Raw genomic sequence first — 17841 nt, 5'->3', positions numbered from 1 at the left:
ATTGCCTGCCGGGATACGATCGATGCCCTGCACGAGCAGGGGTACGACTACAAAAAAATCCATGCCTCCCTGGTCCAGAAGGGCAAAGTCACCATGTCCTATGCGACGTTTTGTTATCACATGACCCGTTTTCTCAAGGCGGTCAGAGAGCGGCATGAACACGAAGACACCCAGCCGACTTCGGTCTATGCCCCGACTTCTTGCAGACAGAACGCTTCCCGGCAGCAGAGCTTTTCCGTCAACAAGACCCCCTCCAGCGGCGAAATGATCTAGGAGGCGCAACCCATGGCCACGATTCACTTCATCCTCCAGGGCAAGGGCGGCGTCGGGAAATCCCTGATCGCTTCGCTGCTTGCGCAATACCTGCAAGGCAGAAACCTTGAGGTGCACTGCTTCGACACCGACCCAATCAATGCCACCCTCGCCGGGTATGAGGCGCTGGACGCCGTAGCGCTGGACATCATGAGCGGCGACGACATCGATCCCCGCCGTTTCGACCAACTTATGGACGCGGTCATCGAGTTGCCTGCCGAAGCCCATGTGGTGGTGGACAACGGGGCGTCCTCCTTCGTGCCCCTTGGGTCCTATCTGCTGGAAAACCAGGCCCTCGAAGTCCTTGAAGAGCACGGCCATTCCGTCATGCTTCATACCGTGGTGACTGGCGGACAAGCCATCCTGGACACTTTGTCTGGCCTCAAATCCCTGGTCGCCCATTTTCCGATCACGGCCATCGTGGTCTGGCTCAACCGTTATTTCGGCGACATCACCCTCGACGGGAAGCGTTTCGAGGAATTCAAGATTTACGCGGAATGCGCCTCCAGCTTCCATGCCGTCATTTCCCTGCCGCACCGTAAGCAGATGACCTTCGGCCGGGATTTGGAAGAGCTTTTCGCCAGACGCCAGACCTTCACCGAGGCCGTGAACTCCGAGCTTTCGATCATGGTCAGGCAGCGCCTCTCCAGCTTCTGGCGGGATGCCGTGGCCGAAATGGACCAGGCCCGGCTTTGCTGAGGATCGGCCATGAGCGAGCAGCACCCGCACGACGCCGACACTCAGCCCGCCATCCCTGACGGCATCGGCCTGGACCTGGAAAGCGTCCGGACGCTGCTCGCCCAAAAGCACGCGACCGTGGTCGATCCGGATGATCCGGTGCTCATGCTGGTCACGCTGCAAAACGCCTTTTTGGCCGAATACGAAAAGCTCCTCGACCGCCACAACAAGGCCCTGACCGCCATGCTGGCCGAGAAGACGGACGGCTACGTGTCCGGCGTTCTTTCGGCCACCAAGGGGCTGGCCAAGGATCTCTCCGCCGCTTCGGTGGAAAACATCCGGACTATCCTCCAGGGGCACATCGCAGCCCTGACGACTTTTCGCCAAAATCTCACTTGGCTTGCGGCCATTGTGGCTGTCTCCGCCCTCGTCAACGTAGCCGTGTTCGTCCTGCGGGCGCGAGGGTAGCCATGGACAGGTTGCAGGCAAGCCTCACACACAATCTCGGGCCGACCATCATGGCGGCGCTTCATGATCCTGACGTGATCGAAATCATGGTCAATCCGGACCAGACGCTGTGGATCGAAAAGCTCGGCCAGGACATGGCCTTGTGCGGGAAGCTGCCCCCGGCCCAAAGCCGGCTCATCATCTCCCTGGTAGCCAGCGCCCTGGAAACCACGGTCACGGCGGATCGCCCCATCGTGGAAGGGGAGCTGCCCCTTGACGGCAGTCGCTTCGAGGGGCTCATGCCGCCCATCGTCTCGGGACCGTCCTTTACCATCCGCAAGCGGGCCAGCCGGGTCTTCACCCTGGATGACTATGTGGCTTCCGGCATCCTGCCGTCGCCAGCCGCGAGCATCCTCGCCCAGACCATCGAAACCCGGCGCAACATCCTGGTGGTCGGCGGCACGGGCTCGGGCAAGACGACCTTCGTCAACGCCCTCATCGACGGAATTTCCCAACTTTGTCCGACGGACCGGCTGATCGTCATCGAGGATACGGCCGAACTCCAGTCGGCCAGCGAGAATACCGTGTTCATGCGCAGCTCGGACGGTGTGCCCATCCAGCGTCTGGTCAAGGTGTCCATGCGCTACCGGCCGACACGCATCCTGGTCGGCGAGGTGCGCGACGGTTCCGCCCTGGATCTCCTCAAGGCCTGGAACACCGGACACCCAGGGGGCGTGGCCACGGTCCATGCCGGCAGCGCCGCCGCCGGGCTCCTTCGCCTGGAGCAGCTCATTGCCGAGGCAACCCCGGTCCCCATGCCGGCGCTCATCGCCGAGGCCGTGGACATGATCTGCTTCATCGAGCGCGCCCCGGGCGGTCGCCGCGTCTCCGACATCGTAACGGTCAAAGGCTTTGATCCCCTAACCCGCAGCTACGATCTGGAGCACCTATGCTGAAACCTGCCTTGCGGTATCTCCTCCTGGTGGCGCTTGTTCTGGTTCTGCCGGAACTGGCCCAGGCCTCGGGCGGCATTTCCGAATTCTCCAGCCCCCTTGAAAAGGTGGTCCAGACCGTCACCGGCCCGGCCGGTCGCTGGGTGTCCATCGTGGCCATGGCCCTTTGCGGCGTCCTCTACATCTTCAACCGCGACGACCTGACCGGCGGCTTCAAGCTGCTTCTCGGCGTGGTCTTCGGCATCTCGTTTATCGCCTTCGCCACCAGCATCGTGGACAGCGTGTTCTCGTTCTCTGGCGCGGTGATCTGAGGACGCGAGCCGCCATGCGCACCCTGACCATCCACCAATCCCTGCACCGGCACAGCCATGTCATGGGGGCCGAGCGGGAACTGGTGCTGACCTGCGGGCTCATTGCCCTGCTAGTCGGCATCGGGGGCTTGAGTCTTCTGTCCGTGGTGACCGGGTTTGCCTTCTGGGTCACGGCCGTCTTTGTCCTGCGGCGCATGGCCAAGGCCGATCCGATCATGAGCAAGGTCTGGCTCAAACACATCAAGCAGCAGCTTTTCTACACGGCCCGGGCCGGCGCCTGGAGAACCTGATGCTGCGGCTGCGGGACTATCGATCCAGGGCCAAGGGGTTGCCCGACCTTTTGCCGTATGCGGCCTTGATCGCCCCCGGGGTGGTGCTGTGCAAGGACGGGAGCCTGCTTGCCGCCTGGGAATTCCGGGGGCAGGACACGGCCTCCAGCACACCGGAAGAACTGGCCTTCGTGTCCGCCCAAGTGAGTGGCGCGGTCAAACTGCTCGGCACCGGTTGGATGTTCCACGTGGACGCTTTGCGAAGCCGGGAGCGCACCTACGCCCGCCCCGAGGACAGCCACTTTCCCGATCCGGTGACCCGGCTCATCGACGAGGAACGCCGCCAGTTTTTCAGCGGCGATGCCTGCTACAGCACCAGGACCGTGCTCACGGTCAGCTACAAGCCGAACCTGCAAGCGGCCAAGTTGGCCGGAGCCGCCGAACACGGGGCCGGGCGACGCAATCTTCTGATGAAAAGCCTGCGGTTTTTCGAGCAGGCCTTGCTGGAGTTGGAAGATGCCCTGTCGGCGGTGTTGCGCCTGGAGCGGCTGGTGGAGTTCGACGACACCGAAGAGGATGGACAGCCCGTCCGGTATTCACCGCTCCTTTCGCATCTCCAGCAATGCCTGACCGGCGAGGAACACCCCATCCGGGTACCGCGAACGCCCATGTACCTGGATGCGCTCCTTGGTGGGGAAGATCTGGTCGGCGGCCTGGCCCCGCGCATCGGGACAAAGCACATCGCCGTTCTCAGTATCGACGGGCTGCCCCAGGAAAGCTGGCCGGCCATGTTGGCCAGCCTCGACGGCCTGCAACTGCCGTATCGCTTTTCCACGCGCTTCATCTGCCTAGACCAGCTCGACGCGGCCAAAGAGATCACGGTCTACCGCAAGACGTGGCAGCAGCAGGTGTTCCGGTTCTTCGACCAGTTCTTCAACAACCCGAGCGCCAGAGCCAACCGTGACGCCCAGCTCATGGCCGAAGACGCCGAGGAAGCCCTGGTGGAGGTGCAATCCGGGTACGTCGGCGCGGGCTACCTCACTTCCTGCATCGTGCTTCTGCACGAATCCCCGGAGCCGCTGCACGACTGGGCACGTGAGCTGCGCCGGGTCATCCAGACCCTGGGCTTTGGCTGTCGCATCGAATCCATCAACGCCTTAGAGGCCTGGCTCGGCACCCACCCCGGCAACGGGTTTGCCAACCTGCGGCGTCCCCTGGTCAACACGCTCAATCTCGCCGATCTGCTTCCCCTGGCCAGCATCTGGTCGGGGCGGGGCTACTGCCCCTGTCCGTTCTACCCGCCGGACTCACCGCCGCTTATGGTCTGCACCACCGACGGATCGACGCCTTTTCGGTTCAATCTTCATGAAGGCGACCTCGGCCATACCCTCATTTTCGGTCCCACGGGTTCGGGCAAATCCACGCTCCTGGCGCTCATTGCCGCCCAGTTTCGCCGCTACCCGGATGCCCGGATTTTCGCCTTTGACAAGGGCATGAGTCTTTTCCCGCTGTGCCAGGCCGCCGGCGGCAGCCATTTCGAGATCGGCCGCGCCGCACTCGCTTTTGCCCCTCTCCAGCGCATCGACATTTCCGAAACGGAACAAAGCTGGGCCGAAGGCTGGGTGGCCGATCTGGCGGAGCTGCAGGGCCTTCGCGTTTTGCCGGTTCATCGTAACGCCATCCACACGGCCATGAACGCCTTGCGGGAAAACCCGCCGACCATGCGTTCGCTGACCGACTTCTGGCTCGTGGTCCAGAATCAGGAGCTGAAAGAGGCGTTGACCCACTACACCAAGGCCGGGGCCATGGGGCATCTGCTGGATGCTTCTTCGGATTCCTTGGACATCGCCTCTTTCATGGTCTTCGAGATCGAGGAGCTGATGCAGCTCGGAGACAAGAACCTCATCCCGGTGCTCCTCTATCTCTTCCACCGCATCGAGACGGCGCTGGCTGGGCAGTCGGCGCTGCTCATTCTCGATGAAGCCTGGATCATGCTCGGACATCCGGTCTTTCGGGAAAAGGTGCGTGAGTGGCTGAAGGTCATGCGCAAGGCCAACTGTGCCGTGGTCCTGGCCACCCAAAGTCTATCCGACGCGGTGCGCTCGGGCATCATGGACGTGCTCGTCGAATCCTGCCCCACCAAGATCCTCCTACCCAATCTCACGGCCAGGCAGGACGGGCAGCGGGAACTCTACACCGGCATGGGCTGCAATGCCCGTCAGATCGAAATCGTGGCCACGGCCACGCCCAAGCGGGACTACTACGTGATGGCCCCTTCGGGGCGTCGGCTCATCCAGCTTGCCTTGCAGAAAAAGGGGCTCGCCTTCGTCGGTGCCTCGGACAGGGACAGCATCTCCCGGATCAAGGAACTTTGCGGTCTCCACGGCCAGGACTGGCCTCGGTTCTGGCTGCAGGAAAAAGGAGCGGCTTGACCATGAAAAGAACTCTCATGTCGTGCGGCCTTGCCCTGTTGCTCGTGTTCGCCACCGTTTCTCCCGGAAATACCCTGGTCGTCTACTGCACCAATTGCAGTGAGATGTTCACCCAGGCCCTGGAGCGGGTCACCAATCTGTCGCAACTGGAAACCCTGGTTTCCCAGTACCAGGAGGCGGTCACCCAGACCATCGAACAAATCGAGATGGTCGCCAATCAGGTCAAACAGTACCAGAACATGGTGCAAAATACCGTCAAGCTTCCGGCCCAGCTCATCAACAAGGTCACCGGCACCTTCAAGCAGCTGGCTAGCCTGACCAAGAGTCTCCAGACCCAGGCCGGCGACATAGCGGCCATGGGCAGCATCTTCACGGAAATCTATGGGGATTCGGATTTTCTCAAAGGCATCGCCAAGGCCGGCACCGGCACGACGCGGACCGTCAACGCCCAGTATCAGTCCAAGCTGGAGGAGTGGTCTTCGGAGACGCAACGGGCGTCCAAGGCCGCGTTTCAGGTCACCGGCGAACAGCTCGATGACCTTATGAACAATGCCGACGACTTCGACAGCCACATTGGCGATCTCCTCAGCACCCCCGACGGCCAGATGCAGGCCCTGGAGTCGGCCAACGAGTTGGCGGCCCTGCAGCTCAAGGAGGCCCGGGAGCTGCGCACCCTGCTTGTCACGTCCACCCAGGCGGACATCCAAGATCGGATGAAGGCGGAAAAGCAGGACGAGCTGCGCTCCACCTGGTGGCAGGAGATGACCAAGACCGACAAGCTCCAAGGGATCAGCGGCAAAAGTCCCAAGGCCGATCCGTTCTGAGGCACCGAGGCACGGTCATGGCCAATACGTCCCATCACCACTTGAGCTTCTTTGCCATGGTCACCCTGGCGTTGCTTGTTCTGGCCCTGCCGGCAAGTGCGCTGGCCGCCGGGCCATCGCCGGACGCCATCTCGCAGATTGCCCAGGAGTTCTACACCAAGACCTCCGCCTGGTCGGGCACGCTCAAGTCTTTCGCCTTCGCCTTGTTCCGCTGGACCGTGATGCTCGAAATCGCGCTCTTCGGCATCCGCATGGCCCTGCAGCGCTCCCAGCTCCCGGACATCCTGAGCCAGTTCGTCATGACGCTTTTATTTGCCGGGTTCATCGCCGCTGTGATCAACAACTATGCGGAATGGTCCTGGAACCTCATCCGGGGGTTGGCCTCCACGGCCGATTCCCTGGGCACGGCCCAAACCTCGTCGGACGCGCCGCTGCGCACGGGCCTCACCCTCGTGCAGGTCATCCTGGACAAGGTTTCCATCACCTCGCCGGCCGAATCCATTGGCTACATCGTGGCCGCACTGGTGGTCCTCATCTGCTTTGCGCTTATGACCGCCCAGATACTGCTGATCAAATGCGAGGCCATGGTGGCCATGAATGCCAGCGTCATCCTGCTTGGCCTTGGTGGCTCCTCACTCTTCAAGGAATACGCCGTCAACGTCATGCGCTACGCCCTGGCCGTCGCCTTCAAGCTCTTTGTCCTGCAACTGCTGCTCGGCCTGGGCATGACGTTTATCACCGACATGGAGCTTTCCGAAGCCACCCTCCAGGACATCTTCGTGGTCATCGGCGTTTCCGTGGTGCTCTTGGCTCTGGTCAAGACCATCCCGGATGTCTGCGCCGGCATCATTAACGGTTCCCACGTCACGGGCGGCCATGCCCTGGCCGCCACGGCCGGGGCGGTGCTCGGCGGCGCGGTCGGCTTTGCCGCCGGCTCGGTGGCGACCGCTGCCGGGGCTTCCATGGGACTCAAAAGCGTTCGGGCGGCCTCGCAACTGGCCACGGAAAGCGGGGCCACGGGCTTGGGCAAGGTCGGCCACATGGCCCAAAGCCTGTACAGCGCCCACCAGCAAACCCGGGCCGAACACCCCCGGGCCAGCCATGCGCTGCGCCTGCGCAGCAAGATGGAATCCCGGCTTCAGGCCAAGAAGATGGAAAACGCCATGCGGGAGGAAGGTGCCGATGCCAAGGGGGAATAACACCCAGGCCGTTACCACCACTCCAGGCCAGAATCCCTACCTGAGCGGGCGGGAAGAATGGCTGGAGCGCTACGGCAACTACATCAAGCGGGCGGCCCAGTGGCGTCTCATGGCCGTCTTCTGCCTGCTACTTGCCGCCGGCTCCGTCGCCGCCAATGTGATCATGGCCGCCCAGTACAAAGTGGTGCCCTACATCGTTGAGGTGGACCGGATCGGCCAGGCCGCTGCCGTCTCTCGGGCCGATCTTGCTTCGCCGGCCCCCAAGCGCCTGATCCAGGCGGAACTGGCCAACGTGATCATGAACTGGCGCACCGTGACCGCTGACCTGGACCTACAAAAAAAGATGGTCGAGCGCCTGTCCTACTTCATGGCCGGTTCGGCCAAGGGCCAGATGCGGCAGTGGTACGCGACCAACAATCCCTTTGATCGGGCCAAGGAAGGCAAGCTGGTCCAGGTTTCCATCAAAGGCTTGCCGCTGCCGGTCAGCCAGGACTCCTGGCGGGTGGAATGGACCGAAACCGTGCGCGGCCACACCGGGGCCGTGCTTGTCGATCCCCAGACCTTCGAGGCCACCTTGACCGTGCAGCTCCAGCCGCCGGCCACAGATGCCCAGGTGATGCAAAACCCCGGCGGCATCGCCATCACCGGTCTGTCGTTTTCCAGGGTGCTCAGTGGCGGTTCGGACAAATAACCGCAGGAGAAGGAGGTAAAACGGATGCGCGGGAAGATATTGCTTTTGGCCCTGTTGCTGTGCCTTCACGGGCAATCGGCCTTGGCCCAGGACGGGAAGGACAAGATCACCTTGGATGCGGCGCGAAAGACCATGGACGCGCCCCTTGAACGCCAGGTGCCGGAAAACGCTGCGGAAGGCGTTGAGACGCCCGGACCGCTACCGCCGATGCCCGATTACATCAGCGACAAGCCGGTCAAGCTCACGGCCAAGGAACGCAAGGCCCTGGAGTTGGCCCAGGATTGTGCGGCCAAATCCGTGACCCCAAGCCGCGACGGCAACGGCCGGGTGCTCTACGTGCACGGCGCGAGCCTGCCGACGGTCATCGCCTCGCCGTTTCAGGTCTGCGATGTGGAATTGCAGCCGGGCGAGACGCTTAACGAGGTCGTGGTCGGCGACTCGGCCCGCTGGCTGGTGGATGTGAGCAAGTCCGGTTCGGGTGAAAGCGAAACCGTGCATCTGCTCATCAAGCCGGTGGATGCTGGCCTGGAAACCTCCGCCGTGGTCACCACCAACCGCCGCGTCTATCACCTGCGTCTGGTTTCCCAGCGCACGGGGCATACCCCGTATGTCGGCTTCACCTACCAAGAAGACCATGTCCGCCACTTCAAGGAACAGGCCGCCAAGGACGCCAGGGAAAAACTGTGGCGCACGGCCTCGGTCGGCGGCCGGGACATGGATTTGAGCAGGCTGAACTTCGGCTACGCCCTCAAGGGCCGGGCATCCTGGAAACCCACCCAAGTCTACGACGACGGCAAGCAAACCTTCATCCGTCTTCCCGAGTCCACGGCTACCGGGGAGATGCCGATCCTGCTCGTGCGCAAAGCCTCGGGCAACGTGCTGGTCAACTACCGGGTGAAGGAGCGGACCATGGTCATGGACGGCCTCTTCGACCGGGTCCTGCTCATTGTCGGCGTGGGCAGCGACCAGGAGAAAATCGAAATCACACGGGAGAAAAGCTGATGCGCTTCTACATCATATCTCTCTGGTTGGGCCTTTTGCTGGCTAGTTGCGCGCCCCGGCATGTCGGGTCGTTTAGCGCCGAGGGGGTCACACCGAAGCAGGAAACGGTCATTGCCGAGGACGCGGCGGGCAAGCTCGCGGATGCATACCCTCCGGGCAGGACAGCCTTGCACCTGGAGCTCTCCAAGAGCGGGCATTTCAATGCGGCTCTGGAAAGTCGGTTGCGGGAACGCGGGTTCCGCTTGGAAGCGGCCGGCGGCTCGGGCGTCCTGGCCGTGGCCTACACCCTCGACGCCATCAAGGACGAGCCCGGCGTCTGGTACCTCAACGTCAAAGCATCCGACGGCTTTTCCTTCTCCAGGGTCTACTTCCTTGGTCCCGAGACCAAACCCGATGGCGGTATGGTGCAGACCACTTCGCCTGAGAAGGGGGAAGCATCGGACTCCGGGAATCCCCCGGAGGGTAAGGCGCTCCCGCAATAGTCTCCCGCAAGGCTCGGAAATATCATGTCCGACAACAGCCCCAACGAATTCACGCCGCCGGGAGCCTCCGGTCTGGCCGTGGCCAGGATGAGCAAGAAGCCGCTCCTCCTGGTCCTCCTTGTCGGCCTCATCCTGGCGGCGGTTCTGATCTATTCGGTCAATTTCTCCGAACGCCGTAAAAAGGACGATGCGAGGTTGACGGCGGATGCGGCCGCCGACAAGCCATTGCTGCCAATAGACGCTGGCCCGGGACTGGCCACCTCGCCTTCCAAGGAAAAAAGCCCGGCGATTCTTGAACCCCAAAAGCCAATTGTGGTCGTCGCCCCGAAGAAAAACGACCAGGCCGAAGCCTGGCGGCGGGAACAGGAGCAACTTCGCCGCTACAAGCTGCAGGCCCAGCTCAGTGCCCTGTCTTCTCCGCTGAGTGCCAAGAAAGGGGAGCAGACACGGCAGACGGTCGCACAAGCGAATCCAAGAACGGGCGTCCCGGAGGGCCGGCAGCAGGAGACAGGGGACGGGGCAAAGGGTTTGGCGGCAAGCCTCGCCGGACTCGCTCCCGGCGACTACAATCCGGCGGCCGACAAGGACAAGGAAGCGTTTTTCTCTCGTGCCAGGCAGCAAGGGGGAGCGGACAAGGAATGGACGCTGCCCGACACGCGCACGCCCGGCCAGCCCTTTGAAGTCAAAACCGGCACGGTCATCCCCGGCGTCATGATCACGGGCATCAATTCCGACCTGCCGGGCTCGATCATCGCCCAGGTCAGCCAGAACGTCTTCGACACGGCCACGGGCCGCTACCTGATCGTCCCCCAGGGATCCAAGTTGTTCGGGGTCTACGACTCCCGGGTCATCTACGGCCAGTCGCGGGTGCTCGTGGCCTGGAACCGCATCATCTTCCCGGACGGCTCGGCGATCACCCTGGGAGCCATGCCCGGCGCGGACATGAGCGGGTATGCCGGGTTCAACGACGAGGTGAACAACCACTATTGGCGCATTTTCGGTTCCGCCGTGCTCATGTCGCTCATTTCCGGCGGCAACGCCTTCGCCATGGACTCCCTCAACGTGAAGGGGAACACCTCAAGTGGCGTGCCCTCGATGCAGGACGAGATGGCCTCGGCCCTGGCCAGCCAGCTCGGCCAGACCACCACCAAGCTCCTGGAGAAAAACCTCAACATCAAGCCGACTCTCGAAATCCGGCCCGGCTATCAGTTCAACATCATCGTGACCAAGGACATGGTCATGAAGGCCCCGTATGTGCCGCTTCGGTAAGCTGCGCAAGCAGTCAGCAGGCGTCGGTGTTCCCGGCCTGTGGAGGCGCTTCAGGCGTTCTGCCCTTCAGGGCGCAGAACTCCAGATAGTCCTCGACGGAATCCGCCAAGGCCGCTTCAAGCTCATCGTGGGAACGTCCCTGGAAGGTGATGACATCCGCCAGATGCATGACCTCGCCGTGAAATATGCCTGCGTCGTGGTCATACTCGCACCGGCCCTGATAGCCCTTATAGGTCAACATTTTCATCGCATTGCTTCCTCGGAAACAAGTATAGAACGGCTCCATGCGGTCGCGTCAAGGAGGAGAATCGGGCCGGCAATAAAGCCCAAAGGGAGTGGCGGTGCCTGTTGACCGACCATACGGCCTCGGGAAGGCCAGACGGCAACGTCGTTCCCGTTGGCCGTATCTTGTCTTCGTGGCCGTCCTGGCCGTGCTCGCCATGTCCATCGCCACCCAGCGCGTGGCCTCCCTGTATGGTTTCCAGCCCGCCCTGGGAACTCCTCTGGCAAAGGCCTTCGGAATTTCTTGGTATGCTCCCTGGAAGATTTTCGACTGGCAGGTGCGGATTGCGGACCGGGAGGGTCACGTCCAGAAGTCACTGGCCATTGCTCAGGCCATTTTCATCCTGCCCCAGCTCCTGGTTCTCGGGTTGTGGCTCGGCCGAATGCGCTTAAGCGATGGCCGCGACGACCTGCACGGTTCGGCCCGCTGGGCCGAGGAGGCCGATATCCAGGCCATGGGACTTCTCGGTGGCCAGGGCGTCTATGTCGGGGGCTGGATCAAGACCTTTCGCGGTCTGCCTGCCCTAGGCCGTTCCCTTCGCGACAAGCCGGTATCCGTGCAGCGTTACCTGCGCCACAGCGGGCCGGAGCACATTCTGTGTTTCGCGCCGACCAGGTCCGGCAAGGGCGTGGGCCTCATCCTGCCCACGCTGCTTTCCTGGCCTGATTCCGCCGTCATCTTCGACATCAAGGGCGAGAACTGGAGCCTCACCGCCGGGTACCGAAAGTCCATCGGCCACACGGTGCTCAAGTTCGATCCTTCCGATGCCACGGGCGCTTCGGCCTGTTTCAATCCCCTGGAGGAAATCCGCTTGGAGACCATCCACGCCATCCCCGACGCCCAAAATCTCGTCGGCATGATCCTGGACCCCCAGGGCAAGGGGCTGGCCGACTACTGGAACAAGGCGGCCTTTGCCTTTCTCGGCGGGACGCTGCTGCACTGCATGGTCATGGTCAGACACAAGGAGCAGCGCACAGCAACGCTTTTTGACCTCTCCCGCACGCTGGCCGACGCCCAACGAGGCGTCCGGGAGCTGTTCCAGGAAATGCTGGACACGGATCATGCCGCCTTGCTGGGTAAGGTCTTCCCCGACGGGCATCAGGGCCAAGACCTGCACGCCTTCATCGCCTCGGCCGCCCGGGAGATTTTAAACAAGGCCGACAACGAGCTGTCCGGCGTGGTCTCCACGGCCGTGGCCAATCTGGCGCTGTACCGGGACCCGGTAGTCGCCCGAAACATCGGCCGCTCGGATTTCCGGCTGGCCGATCTCATGCACCATGAAAAGCCCGTCAGCCTCTATCTGGTCATCAGCCCGGCGGACATCGACCGCCTGCGTCCGCTCATCCGCATCGTCGTGAACCTGCTCTTGAGCCGAGCCACGGCCCGCCTGGAGTTTGGCGGGAAGTCCGAAGGCGCGATCCCGAAGCATCGGCTCTTGTTGCTCCTGGATGAGTTCACCGCCCTGGGCCGCCTCGACAGCATTGAACGGGCCATCGCCTACATGGCCGGCTACGGCATCAAGGGCTATTTCATCGTCCAGGATATCGTGCAGTTAAGCGCCGTGTACGGCAAGGACAATGGCCTTATGGCCAACGGCCACATCCGCGTGGCCTATGCCCCCAACACCATCGCAACCGCCCAGGTGCTTTCCGCCATGACCGGCAAGACCACGGTGGTGGAAAAGAAAACCTCGCTTTCGGGGTCGCGTAGCGGCTCGCTCAAGAACGCCTCGGTGAGCGTCTCGGAAACCGCCCGGCCGCTTTTGACCGAAGACGAGTGCATGCGCCTGCCCGGCCCCCAGAAGGATGCCACGGGCAAGGTGGTCGCCCCGGGCGACATGCTGATTTTTTGCGCCGGCCGGCCGCCCATCTACGGCCGCCAGATTCTCTATTTCCTGGACCCGGTCTTTTCGCGTCGGGCGCGCCTCGAAGCGCCTCTGGTCTCGGACTCACTCTACCGCGAAATCGCCGTTCCCTCGGTTGATGAACCCGAGCACGACCCCGCCGCAGAACAGCTGGACAAGAGCAAGGGGTATGAAAGTTATCTTGAGCGTGTGTAGCCTGACGTTGGCTGCCTTGGGCTTCTTTTGGGTCTTCGGCCTGCGAGTCAACGCCACGGCCTCGATGCCAAGGGGCATCTACCGCCTTGCTCCTGACGCACCGGAGCGCGGCGATCTGGTCAGTGTCTGCCTGGAGCAAGGGTATTTTGCCATCCTGGCTTTGGATCGGGGTTACCTACGGCCCGGTTCCTGCCCCAATGGCCTAGAGCCCCTGCTCAAGCGCGTCGCCGGCATGCCGGGTGACCATATCGAGGTTGGCCAGGACGGCATCGCCATCAATGGCCGGTTGTGGCCCCAAAGCCGGGCTGTGTCCTGGGACAGCCATGGTCGTCCCATGCCCGAGGCCGGAAGCATCGGATCGAGGACGATCCCGGAGAGCCTGGCTCTGGTGCTCTCCGACTGGCATCCCGGCGGCTTCGACAGCCGCTATTTCGGCTTGGTCCCCATGGCCAGCCTGCGCAAGGTCGAGCCCGTCTTCCTTATCACCCCCGAAGGAGAATGACATGAACAAGAACCGTCTCATGGCTGCGGCCACTGTGGTGGACGCCCAGGCTACGGGGCTCCCTGACCTCGGCATCCCGGTCGATCCCGACGTGGCGGACTTCATGGGTGCTTTCGAAGAAACCGCCGTTGGCCTTGATGACCTGGACGATCCCGAGGGGGACGCTGTGGAGGCCGGCCATGGCCGATGACAAAAAAACCCGCAAACCCTTCCATGAGGAGTTTGCCGAGAAGATCATCGAGGACCTGAAGCGCGGCGTAGCCCCCTGGCAAAAGCCCTGGCGGCCCGGCGAAGTGCTTCCGCCCCTGAATCCGGTTTCCGGCACGGTCTACAGCGGCATCAACCGGGTGATGCTCTCTCGCTACGGGTTCGCTGACCCGCGTTGGATGACGCTACGCCAAGCCAACACCCAGGATTGCCGAGTCAGGAAGGGGGAGAAAGCCGAGACCATCGTCTACTGGCAATTCTCCAAGGAGGAACCGACCCGGGACGACGACGGGAAGCCGATTCTGGACGATGAGGGCAACCAGGTCATGCAGAAGGTCGAGTTGACGCGGCCCCTCGTGCGCTTCTCCTCGGTCTTCCATGTCAGCCAGCTTGCCGGCGAGATTCCGCCCCTGGATAAATCGTCTCTGGTACCGCCCTGGGACCCGAACGAAAAAGCCGAGACCATCCTCCAAAACTCTGGCGCTGTCATCAAGCACAACCAGCGAAACCGAGCCTTTTACAGCCTGAGCACGGATGAGATTTGCCTGCCGCCCAAAGACCACTTCCTTGCGCAGGATGCCTACTATGCCACGGCCCTGCACGAGCTCGGTCACTGGACCGGGCATGTCTCACGTTTGGCCCGGGAGTTCGGGCCATTCGGCTCCGAAGTCTATGCCCGGGAGGAACTGCGGGCGGAAATCGCCTCCTGGATGCTCGGCCAGGACCTGGGCATCGGGCACGATCCCGGCCAGCACTTGGCGTATGTGGGGTCCTGGATCAAGGCCCTGGAGAAGGATCCCTTCGAGATCGTCCGGGCCTGTCGGGATGCCGAAAGGATCAAACACTACGTCATCACCATGGAACAGAAGCAGGAACAGCATCAGGAGTTGGTTGGAGGGCGTGAAGAGGAGATTGCCGCAGCCCGCGTGCCGCTGGCTGCCCCTGATTCCAAACAAGAGACCGTTAAGGAGCCCACCGACCAGAAAGTCTTCCTGGCTGTGCCCTATCGGGAGAGGGGGCGGGCCAAGTCTGTCGGGGCCAGATGGGACCCTGAGGCCAAGCTCTGGTACGCCCCCGAGGGTGCGGACATGGCCAAACTCAAAGCCTGGTTGCCGGAGAAGACACCGGAGGCCGCCCCCGCCATGCCGCCACAAGCCGAATTTGCTCTGGCGCTGAAGGCTGCTGGCCTGGACCTTGGCGGCCAAGAACCGGTCATGGATGGGAAGATTCACCGGACGCCGCTCCTAGACGGGGCGGAGGGCAAGCTCGACGGTGCTTATGTGGGCTACCTAGATGGCATTCCGGCCGGCTTCATCCAGAACCACAGGACCGGCGAAAAGACCAACTGGAAAGCGACCGGGCACGTGCTCTCTGACGAGCAGAAGGCGGCCCTCAGGGCTGAGGCGGAAAAACGCCGTGCCCAGCAGGAATTAGAGCGCCGGGCGCAACAGGAAAAGGCCTCCAAACGGGCGTACGCCAAGTTCATCAATGCCAAGGAAGCCAGTCCGGAGCAAGCGTATCTGGCGAAGAAAGGCGTGCCGGGCATCGGCGTGCGGGAGGATGAGAACGGGAATTTGCTGGTGCCGGGATATGACACCGCCGGTTTCATCCATACGCTCCAGACGATTTCTCAGGATGGGAAGCAGTTCGAAGCTGGAAGCCGTAAGAAGGGAACATTCTTTCCCATCGACCCCGAGGGCAGCCTCGGCCAGGACGTGATCCTCATCGCCGAGGGCTACGCCACGGCCGCCAGCGTGCATCTGGCCACGGGCAAGCCGGTGGTGGCCGCTTTCGACGCCGGGAATTTGGAACCGGTGGCCGTGGCGTTACGCGAGAAGTTCCCGAATGCCCCCATTGTCATCCTGGCGGACAACGACCATGGCCTTTCGGTGAACGTCGGGGTGGAGAAGGCCAGCTTGGCGGCCAAGACCGCCAAAGGAGTGATGATCGTGCCCTCCTTTTTCGAAGCGGAGAAGACGCGGGGAATGACGGATTTCAATGACTTGCATGCCGCACGGGGTCTGGAGCACGTGCGGTGCCAATTGGAACGGTCGATCGAAAGATGCTTTCGGGTGATGAGAGAGGAAGGACATTTTCGAAGCCTGAACGGGGAAAGAGCCGAGAAGTATCTGCCCGCTTGAGCGTAGTCTTCCTGATCCGTCGGCAAGCGGATTCCGGTCCAAACTCGGCTAAGGGAACGAAAATTGAAGGAGAACCTTGTCCTTTGATTTAAGTTAACAGGGTGTCACACGGCCCTCCCAAAACGGCAAGAGGGGACTGTCAAGGAGGTAGCGCTTTTCATCGAGAATTATTGGAATGGCTCTGTACACACAACATGGGGCATAGCGAAAAAATGCTCTAAAAACGGATAGCAGGCGTAGTTGCTTCTATGATTCACTATTATTTTTTAAAATTATCATAAAAATCTTTTTGAGACATATTGAAACGATCTTCAACCGGTTTTCTTAGACAACAATAGTCCATATAGGCCTTTGCAATGTCTTTGCTTATTGAGTTTAGGTCGTATCGATAACCCAAAGCTGCCAACAAAATGTACCATAAGGTAACCAAGTCACTCCATATTCTAGCTGTATGAGCACACATCAGAATTAGTAATTCCTGATCATTCCGCAATTTCCTGTCGAGCATAAGATCCAAAGCAAAATCATCAGCATGAATCAAACTGCTGGCCACTCCATACCCATGCAAGAGACTCGAAACATGCTTCATTGGAAAATCAGGCGGATGGCTCAATTCAAGATAGGAAATTATTTCAGAAAACGACCATTTTTGCTCTATCAATTTTCTCTCTTTTTTGTTTAGATCGTCATGGGGGAAAAGGCTTTTGTCTTCAAAAGCAGAAAATACATCTGAAGATTCTTTCTCTTTTACAGATAAAAACAATGATTTTGAGAAGTGTGCCTTTTTTAATCTCTTCCTATTGTGTATTTTGCTATATATGTTCCAATATTCATTAACAACTATCTCTCTATTTGCTGATGTTTGTAGGCATATGAACCATATTTTTGCACATGTTTCAAAGGCTGATCTTAGAACAATTTCGGCATCCCAAGTATATTCAAAGCTAACAAGATGAACTATGGCCTGGCTTCTCTCAGAAAAATAGCTGACAAGCTTCTTCAATGTAGTGTCAACTAAAGAATCAGGCTCTTCATTGTCAGCAAATGTTTTTATTATACCGTCCCTGAATAGGGATGTGGCACTGAGCATGGCCTCCTGCAACTGATTCATGTCGTATTCATAATCCATAAACAGCTGCTCCTTTTTAGCCGACTTTGTTAAATTTCATTATTTTGTTATAAGATGTAACGTTCTCAGCAAGATGGGTTTGCTCGCATGACCCTGCCGAAAAAACCACCTCGGGATATTGTTGACGAGATAGGAAGCAAGCTTAGTTGGGAATGTTTACCAAGTTTCCTTTTGATCCCAGCCAGTTCTGTACAAGAACTGCAATCTCTCCGGGATCGGCAGTCTTACCCTTGAGTGCACACTCCCAGACTACGGCTACCCGCCACCCTATATTTTGAAGGGCGTCAATGTTCCGTCGGTCTCTTGCAATATTATCGTTGAACTTCTTGTGCCAGAAATCTATGTTGGTTCTAGGTGTCGTGGTCGCCTTGCAACCGTGCCTGTGCCAAAAACAACCATGGACGAATAGGACCGCTTTGAACCGAGGGAAAACGATGTCTGGCGAACCTGGTAGTTTTTTGTCGTGGAGCCGATATCGTAAGCCGATCCGGTGTAGCGAGCGTCGAAGCTTCATCTCCGGGCCGGTGTTCTTTTGGCGAACCTTGGACATGATTCTTGAACGAGTCGTTTTGTCCACGGTATCCACTTCCGATCACCCTTGATTGCCGGATACAATGTTACTGTAAGGATTGATGTCATGATGATTCAAAA

Annotated in this window: 20 protein-coding genes; 17 read left to right on the top strand and 3 right to left on the bottom strand. The window is 60.4% G+C overall.

Annotated features, from left to right (window positions below):
* The 13 genes from Q1K70_RS17550 to Q1K70_RS17490 all read left to right on the top strand — a co-directional run.
* Window positions 1-273 (top strand): TraK family protein (locus Q1K70_RS17550; protein ID WP_300162346.1); only part of this gene is annotated, 273 nt, incomplete at its 5' end.
* A 12-nt stretch (window positions 274-285) separates the two neighbouring features.
* Window positions 286-1011, top strand: coding sequence for a conjugal transfer protein TraL (locus Q1K70_RS17545; protein WP_300162343.1), 726 nt, complete (start codon window positions 286-288; stop codon window positions 1009-1011).
* A gap of 9 nt (window positions 1012-1020) precedes the next feature.
* On the top strand, window positions 1021-1458 hold the full coding sequence (locus Q1K70_RS17540) for a hypothetical protein (RefSeq protein WP_300162340.1): 438 nt from the start codon (window positions 1021-1023) through the stop codon (window positions 1456-1458).
* A 2-nt stretch (window positions 1459-1460) separates the two neighbouring features.
* Window positions 1461-2393, top strand: a complete 933-nt coding sequence (gene trbB / locus Q1K70_RS17535; RefSeq protein WP_300162337.1) for a P-type conjugative transfer ATPase TrbB — start codon at window positions 1461-1463, stop codon at window positions 2391-2393.
* On the top strand, window positions 2387-2701 hold the full coding sequence (locus Q1K70_RS17530; RefSeq protein ID WP_300162334.1) for a TrbC/VirB2 family protein: 315 nt from the start codon (window positions 2387-2389) through the stop codon (window positions 2699-2701). The genes trbB and Q1K70_RS17530 overlap by 7 nt, the downstream gene beginning before the upstream one ends.
* A 14-nt stretch (window positions 2702-2715) precedes the next feature.
* Window positions 2716-2991 carry a conjugal transfer protein TrbD gene (gene trbD / locus Q1K70_RS17525; protein ID WP_300162331.1) on the top strand — a complete coding sequence of 92 codons (276 nt, stop codon included), beginning with the start codon at window positions 2716-2718 and terminating at the stop codon, window positions 2989-2991.
* Window positions 2991-5402, top strand: coding sequence for a conjugal transfer protein TrbE (locus Q1K70_RS17520; RefSeq protein WP_300162328.1), 2412 nt, complete (start codon window positions 2991-2993; stop codon window positions 5400-5402). Before trbD ends, Q1K70_RS17520 begins: the two co-directional genes overlap by 1 nt.
* 2 nt (window positions 5403-5404) lie before the next feature.
* Window positions 5405-6226, top strand: coding sequence for a P-type conjugative transfer protein TrbJ (trbJ, locus tag Q1K70_RS17515; RefSeq protein WP_300162322.1), 822 nt, complete (start codon window positions 5405-5407; stop codon window positions 6224-6226).
* A 17-nt stretch (window positions 6227-6243) separates the two neighbouring features.
* Window positions 6244-7425 (top strand): P-type conjugative transfer protein TrbL, encoded by a 1182-nt coding sequence (trbL, locus tag Q1K70_RS17510; protein WP_300162320.1) that lies wholly within the window; start codon window positions 6244-6246, stop codon window positions 7423-7425.
* Window positions 7409-8116 carry a type IV secretion system protein gene (locus Q1K70_RS17505; protein WP_300162317.1) on the top strand — a complete coding sequence of 236 codons (708 nt, stop codon included), beginning with the start codon at window positions 7409-7411 and terminating at the stop codon, window positions 8114-8116. The genes trbL and Q1K70_RS17505 overlap by 17 nt, the downstream gene beginning before the upstream one ends.
* 24 nt (window positions 8117-8140) lie before the next feature.
* On the top strand, window positions 8141-9118 hold the full coding sequence (gene trbG, locus Q1K70_RS17500) for a P-type conjugative transfer protein TrbG (protein WP_300162313.1): 978 nt from the start codon (window positions 8141-8143) through the stop codon (window positions 9116-9118).
* Complete coding sequence (locus Q1K70_RS17495; RefSeq protein WP_300162311.1) at window positions 9118-9600, top strand: hypothetical protein; 483 nt, start codon at window positions 9118-9120, stop codon at window positions 9598-9600. The genes trbG and Q1K70_RS17495 overlap by 1 nt, the downstream gene beginning before the upstream one ends.
* A 24-nt stretch (window positions 9601-9624) precedes the next feature.
* Window positions 9625-10869, top strand: a complete 1245-nt coding sequence (locus Q1K70_RS17490; RefSeq protein ID WP_300162308.1) for a TrbI/VirB10 family protein — start codon at window positions 9625-9627, stop codon at window positions 10867-10869.
* A 13-nt stretch (window positions 10870-10882) separates the two neighbouring features.
* On the opposite strand, the gene Q1K70_RS17485 is transcribed toward Q1K70_RS17490, so the two are convergent.
* Complete coding sequence (locus Q1K70_RS17485; protein ID WP_300162305.1) at window positions 10883-11116, bottom strand: type II toxin-antitoxin system HicB family antitoxin; 234 nt, start codon at window positions 11114-11116, stop codon at window positions 10883-10885.
* A gap of 94 nt (window positions 11117-11210) precedes the next feature.
* Between Q1K70_RS17485 and Q1K70_RS17480 the strand changes: the two genes are divergently transcribed.
* Genes Q1K70_RS17480 through Q1K70_RS17465 form a run of 4 tightly spaced genes read left to right on the top strand, consistent with a single transcriptional unit; the run spans window position 11211 to window position 16061 of the window.
* The gene (locus Q1K70_RS17480; RefSeq protein WP_300162302.1) at window positions 11211-13211 is read left to right on the top strand and encodes a type IV secretory system conjugative DNA transfer family protein; all 2001 of its coding nucleotides are present in this window, start codon (window positions 11211-11213) and stop codon (window positions 13209-13211) included.
* Window positions 13186-13713 (top strand): conjugative transfer signal peptidase TraF, encoded by a 528-nt coding sequence (traF, locus tag Q1K70_RS17475; RefSeq protein ID WP_300162300.1) that lies wholly within the window; start codon window positions 13186-13188, stop codon window positions 13711-13713. Before Q1K70_RS17480 ends, traF begins: the two co-directional genes overlap by 26 nt.
* Window position 13714: 1 nt before the next feature.
* Window positions 13715-13903, top strand: a complete 189-nt coding sequence (locus tag Q1K70_RS17470; protein WP_300162297.1) for a hypothetical protein — start codon at window positions 13715-13717, stop codon at window positions 13901-13903.
* The gene (locus Q1K70_RS17465) at window positions 13893-16061 is read left to right on the top strand and encodes a zincin-like metallopeptidase domain-containing protein (RefSeq protein WP_300162294.1); all 2169 of its coding nucleotides are present in this window, start codon (window positions 13893-13895) and stop codon (window positions 16059-16061) included. Before Q1K70_RS17470 ends, Q1K70_RS17465 begins: the two co-directional genes overlap by 11 nt.
* A gap of 259 nt (window positions 16062-16320) precedes the next feature.
* On the opposite strand, the gene Q1K70_RS17460 is transcribed toward Q1K70_RS17465, so the two are convergent.
* On the bottom strand, window positions 16321-17190 hold the full coding sequence (locus tag Q1K70_RS17460) for a DUF5677 domain-containing protein (RefSeq protein ID WP_300162291.1): 870 nt from the start codon (window positions 17188-17190) through the stop codon (window positions 16321-16323).
* A gap of 142 nt (window positions 17191-17332) precedes the next feature.
* A complete protein-coding gene (gene vsr / locus Q1K70_RS17455) occupies window positions 17333-17767 on the bottom strand; it encodes a DNA mismatch endonuclease Vsr (RefSeq protein WP_300162352.1) in 435 nt (144 codons plus the stop codon).
* Between the last annotated feature and the right edge of the window lie 74 nt (window positions 17768-17841).

This window comes from Solidesulfovibrio sp. (genome assembly GCF_029978005.1).
Lineage (GTDB): Bacteria > Desulfobacterota > Desulfovibrionia > Desulfovibrionales > Desulfovibrionaceae > Solidesulfovibrio.
The sequence above is the reverse complement of the archived record's forward strand: the minus strand, read 5'-3'. Positions and strand labels throughout refer to the sequence as shown.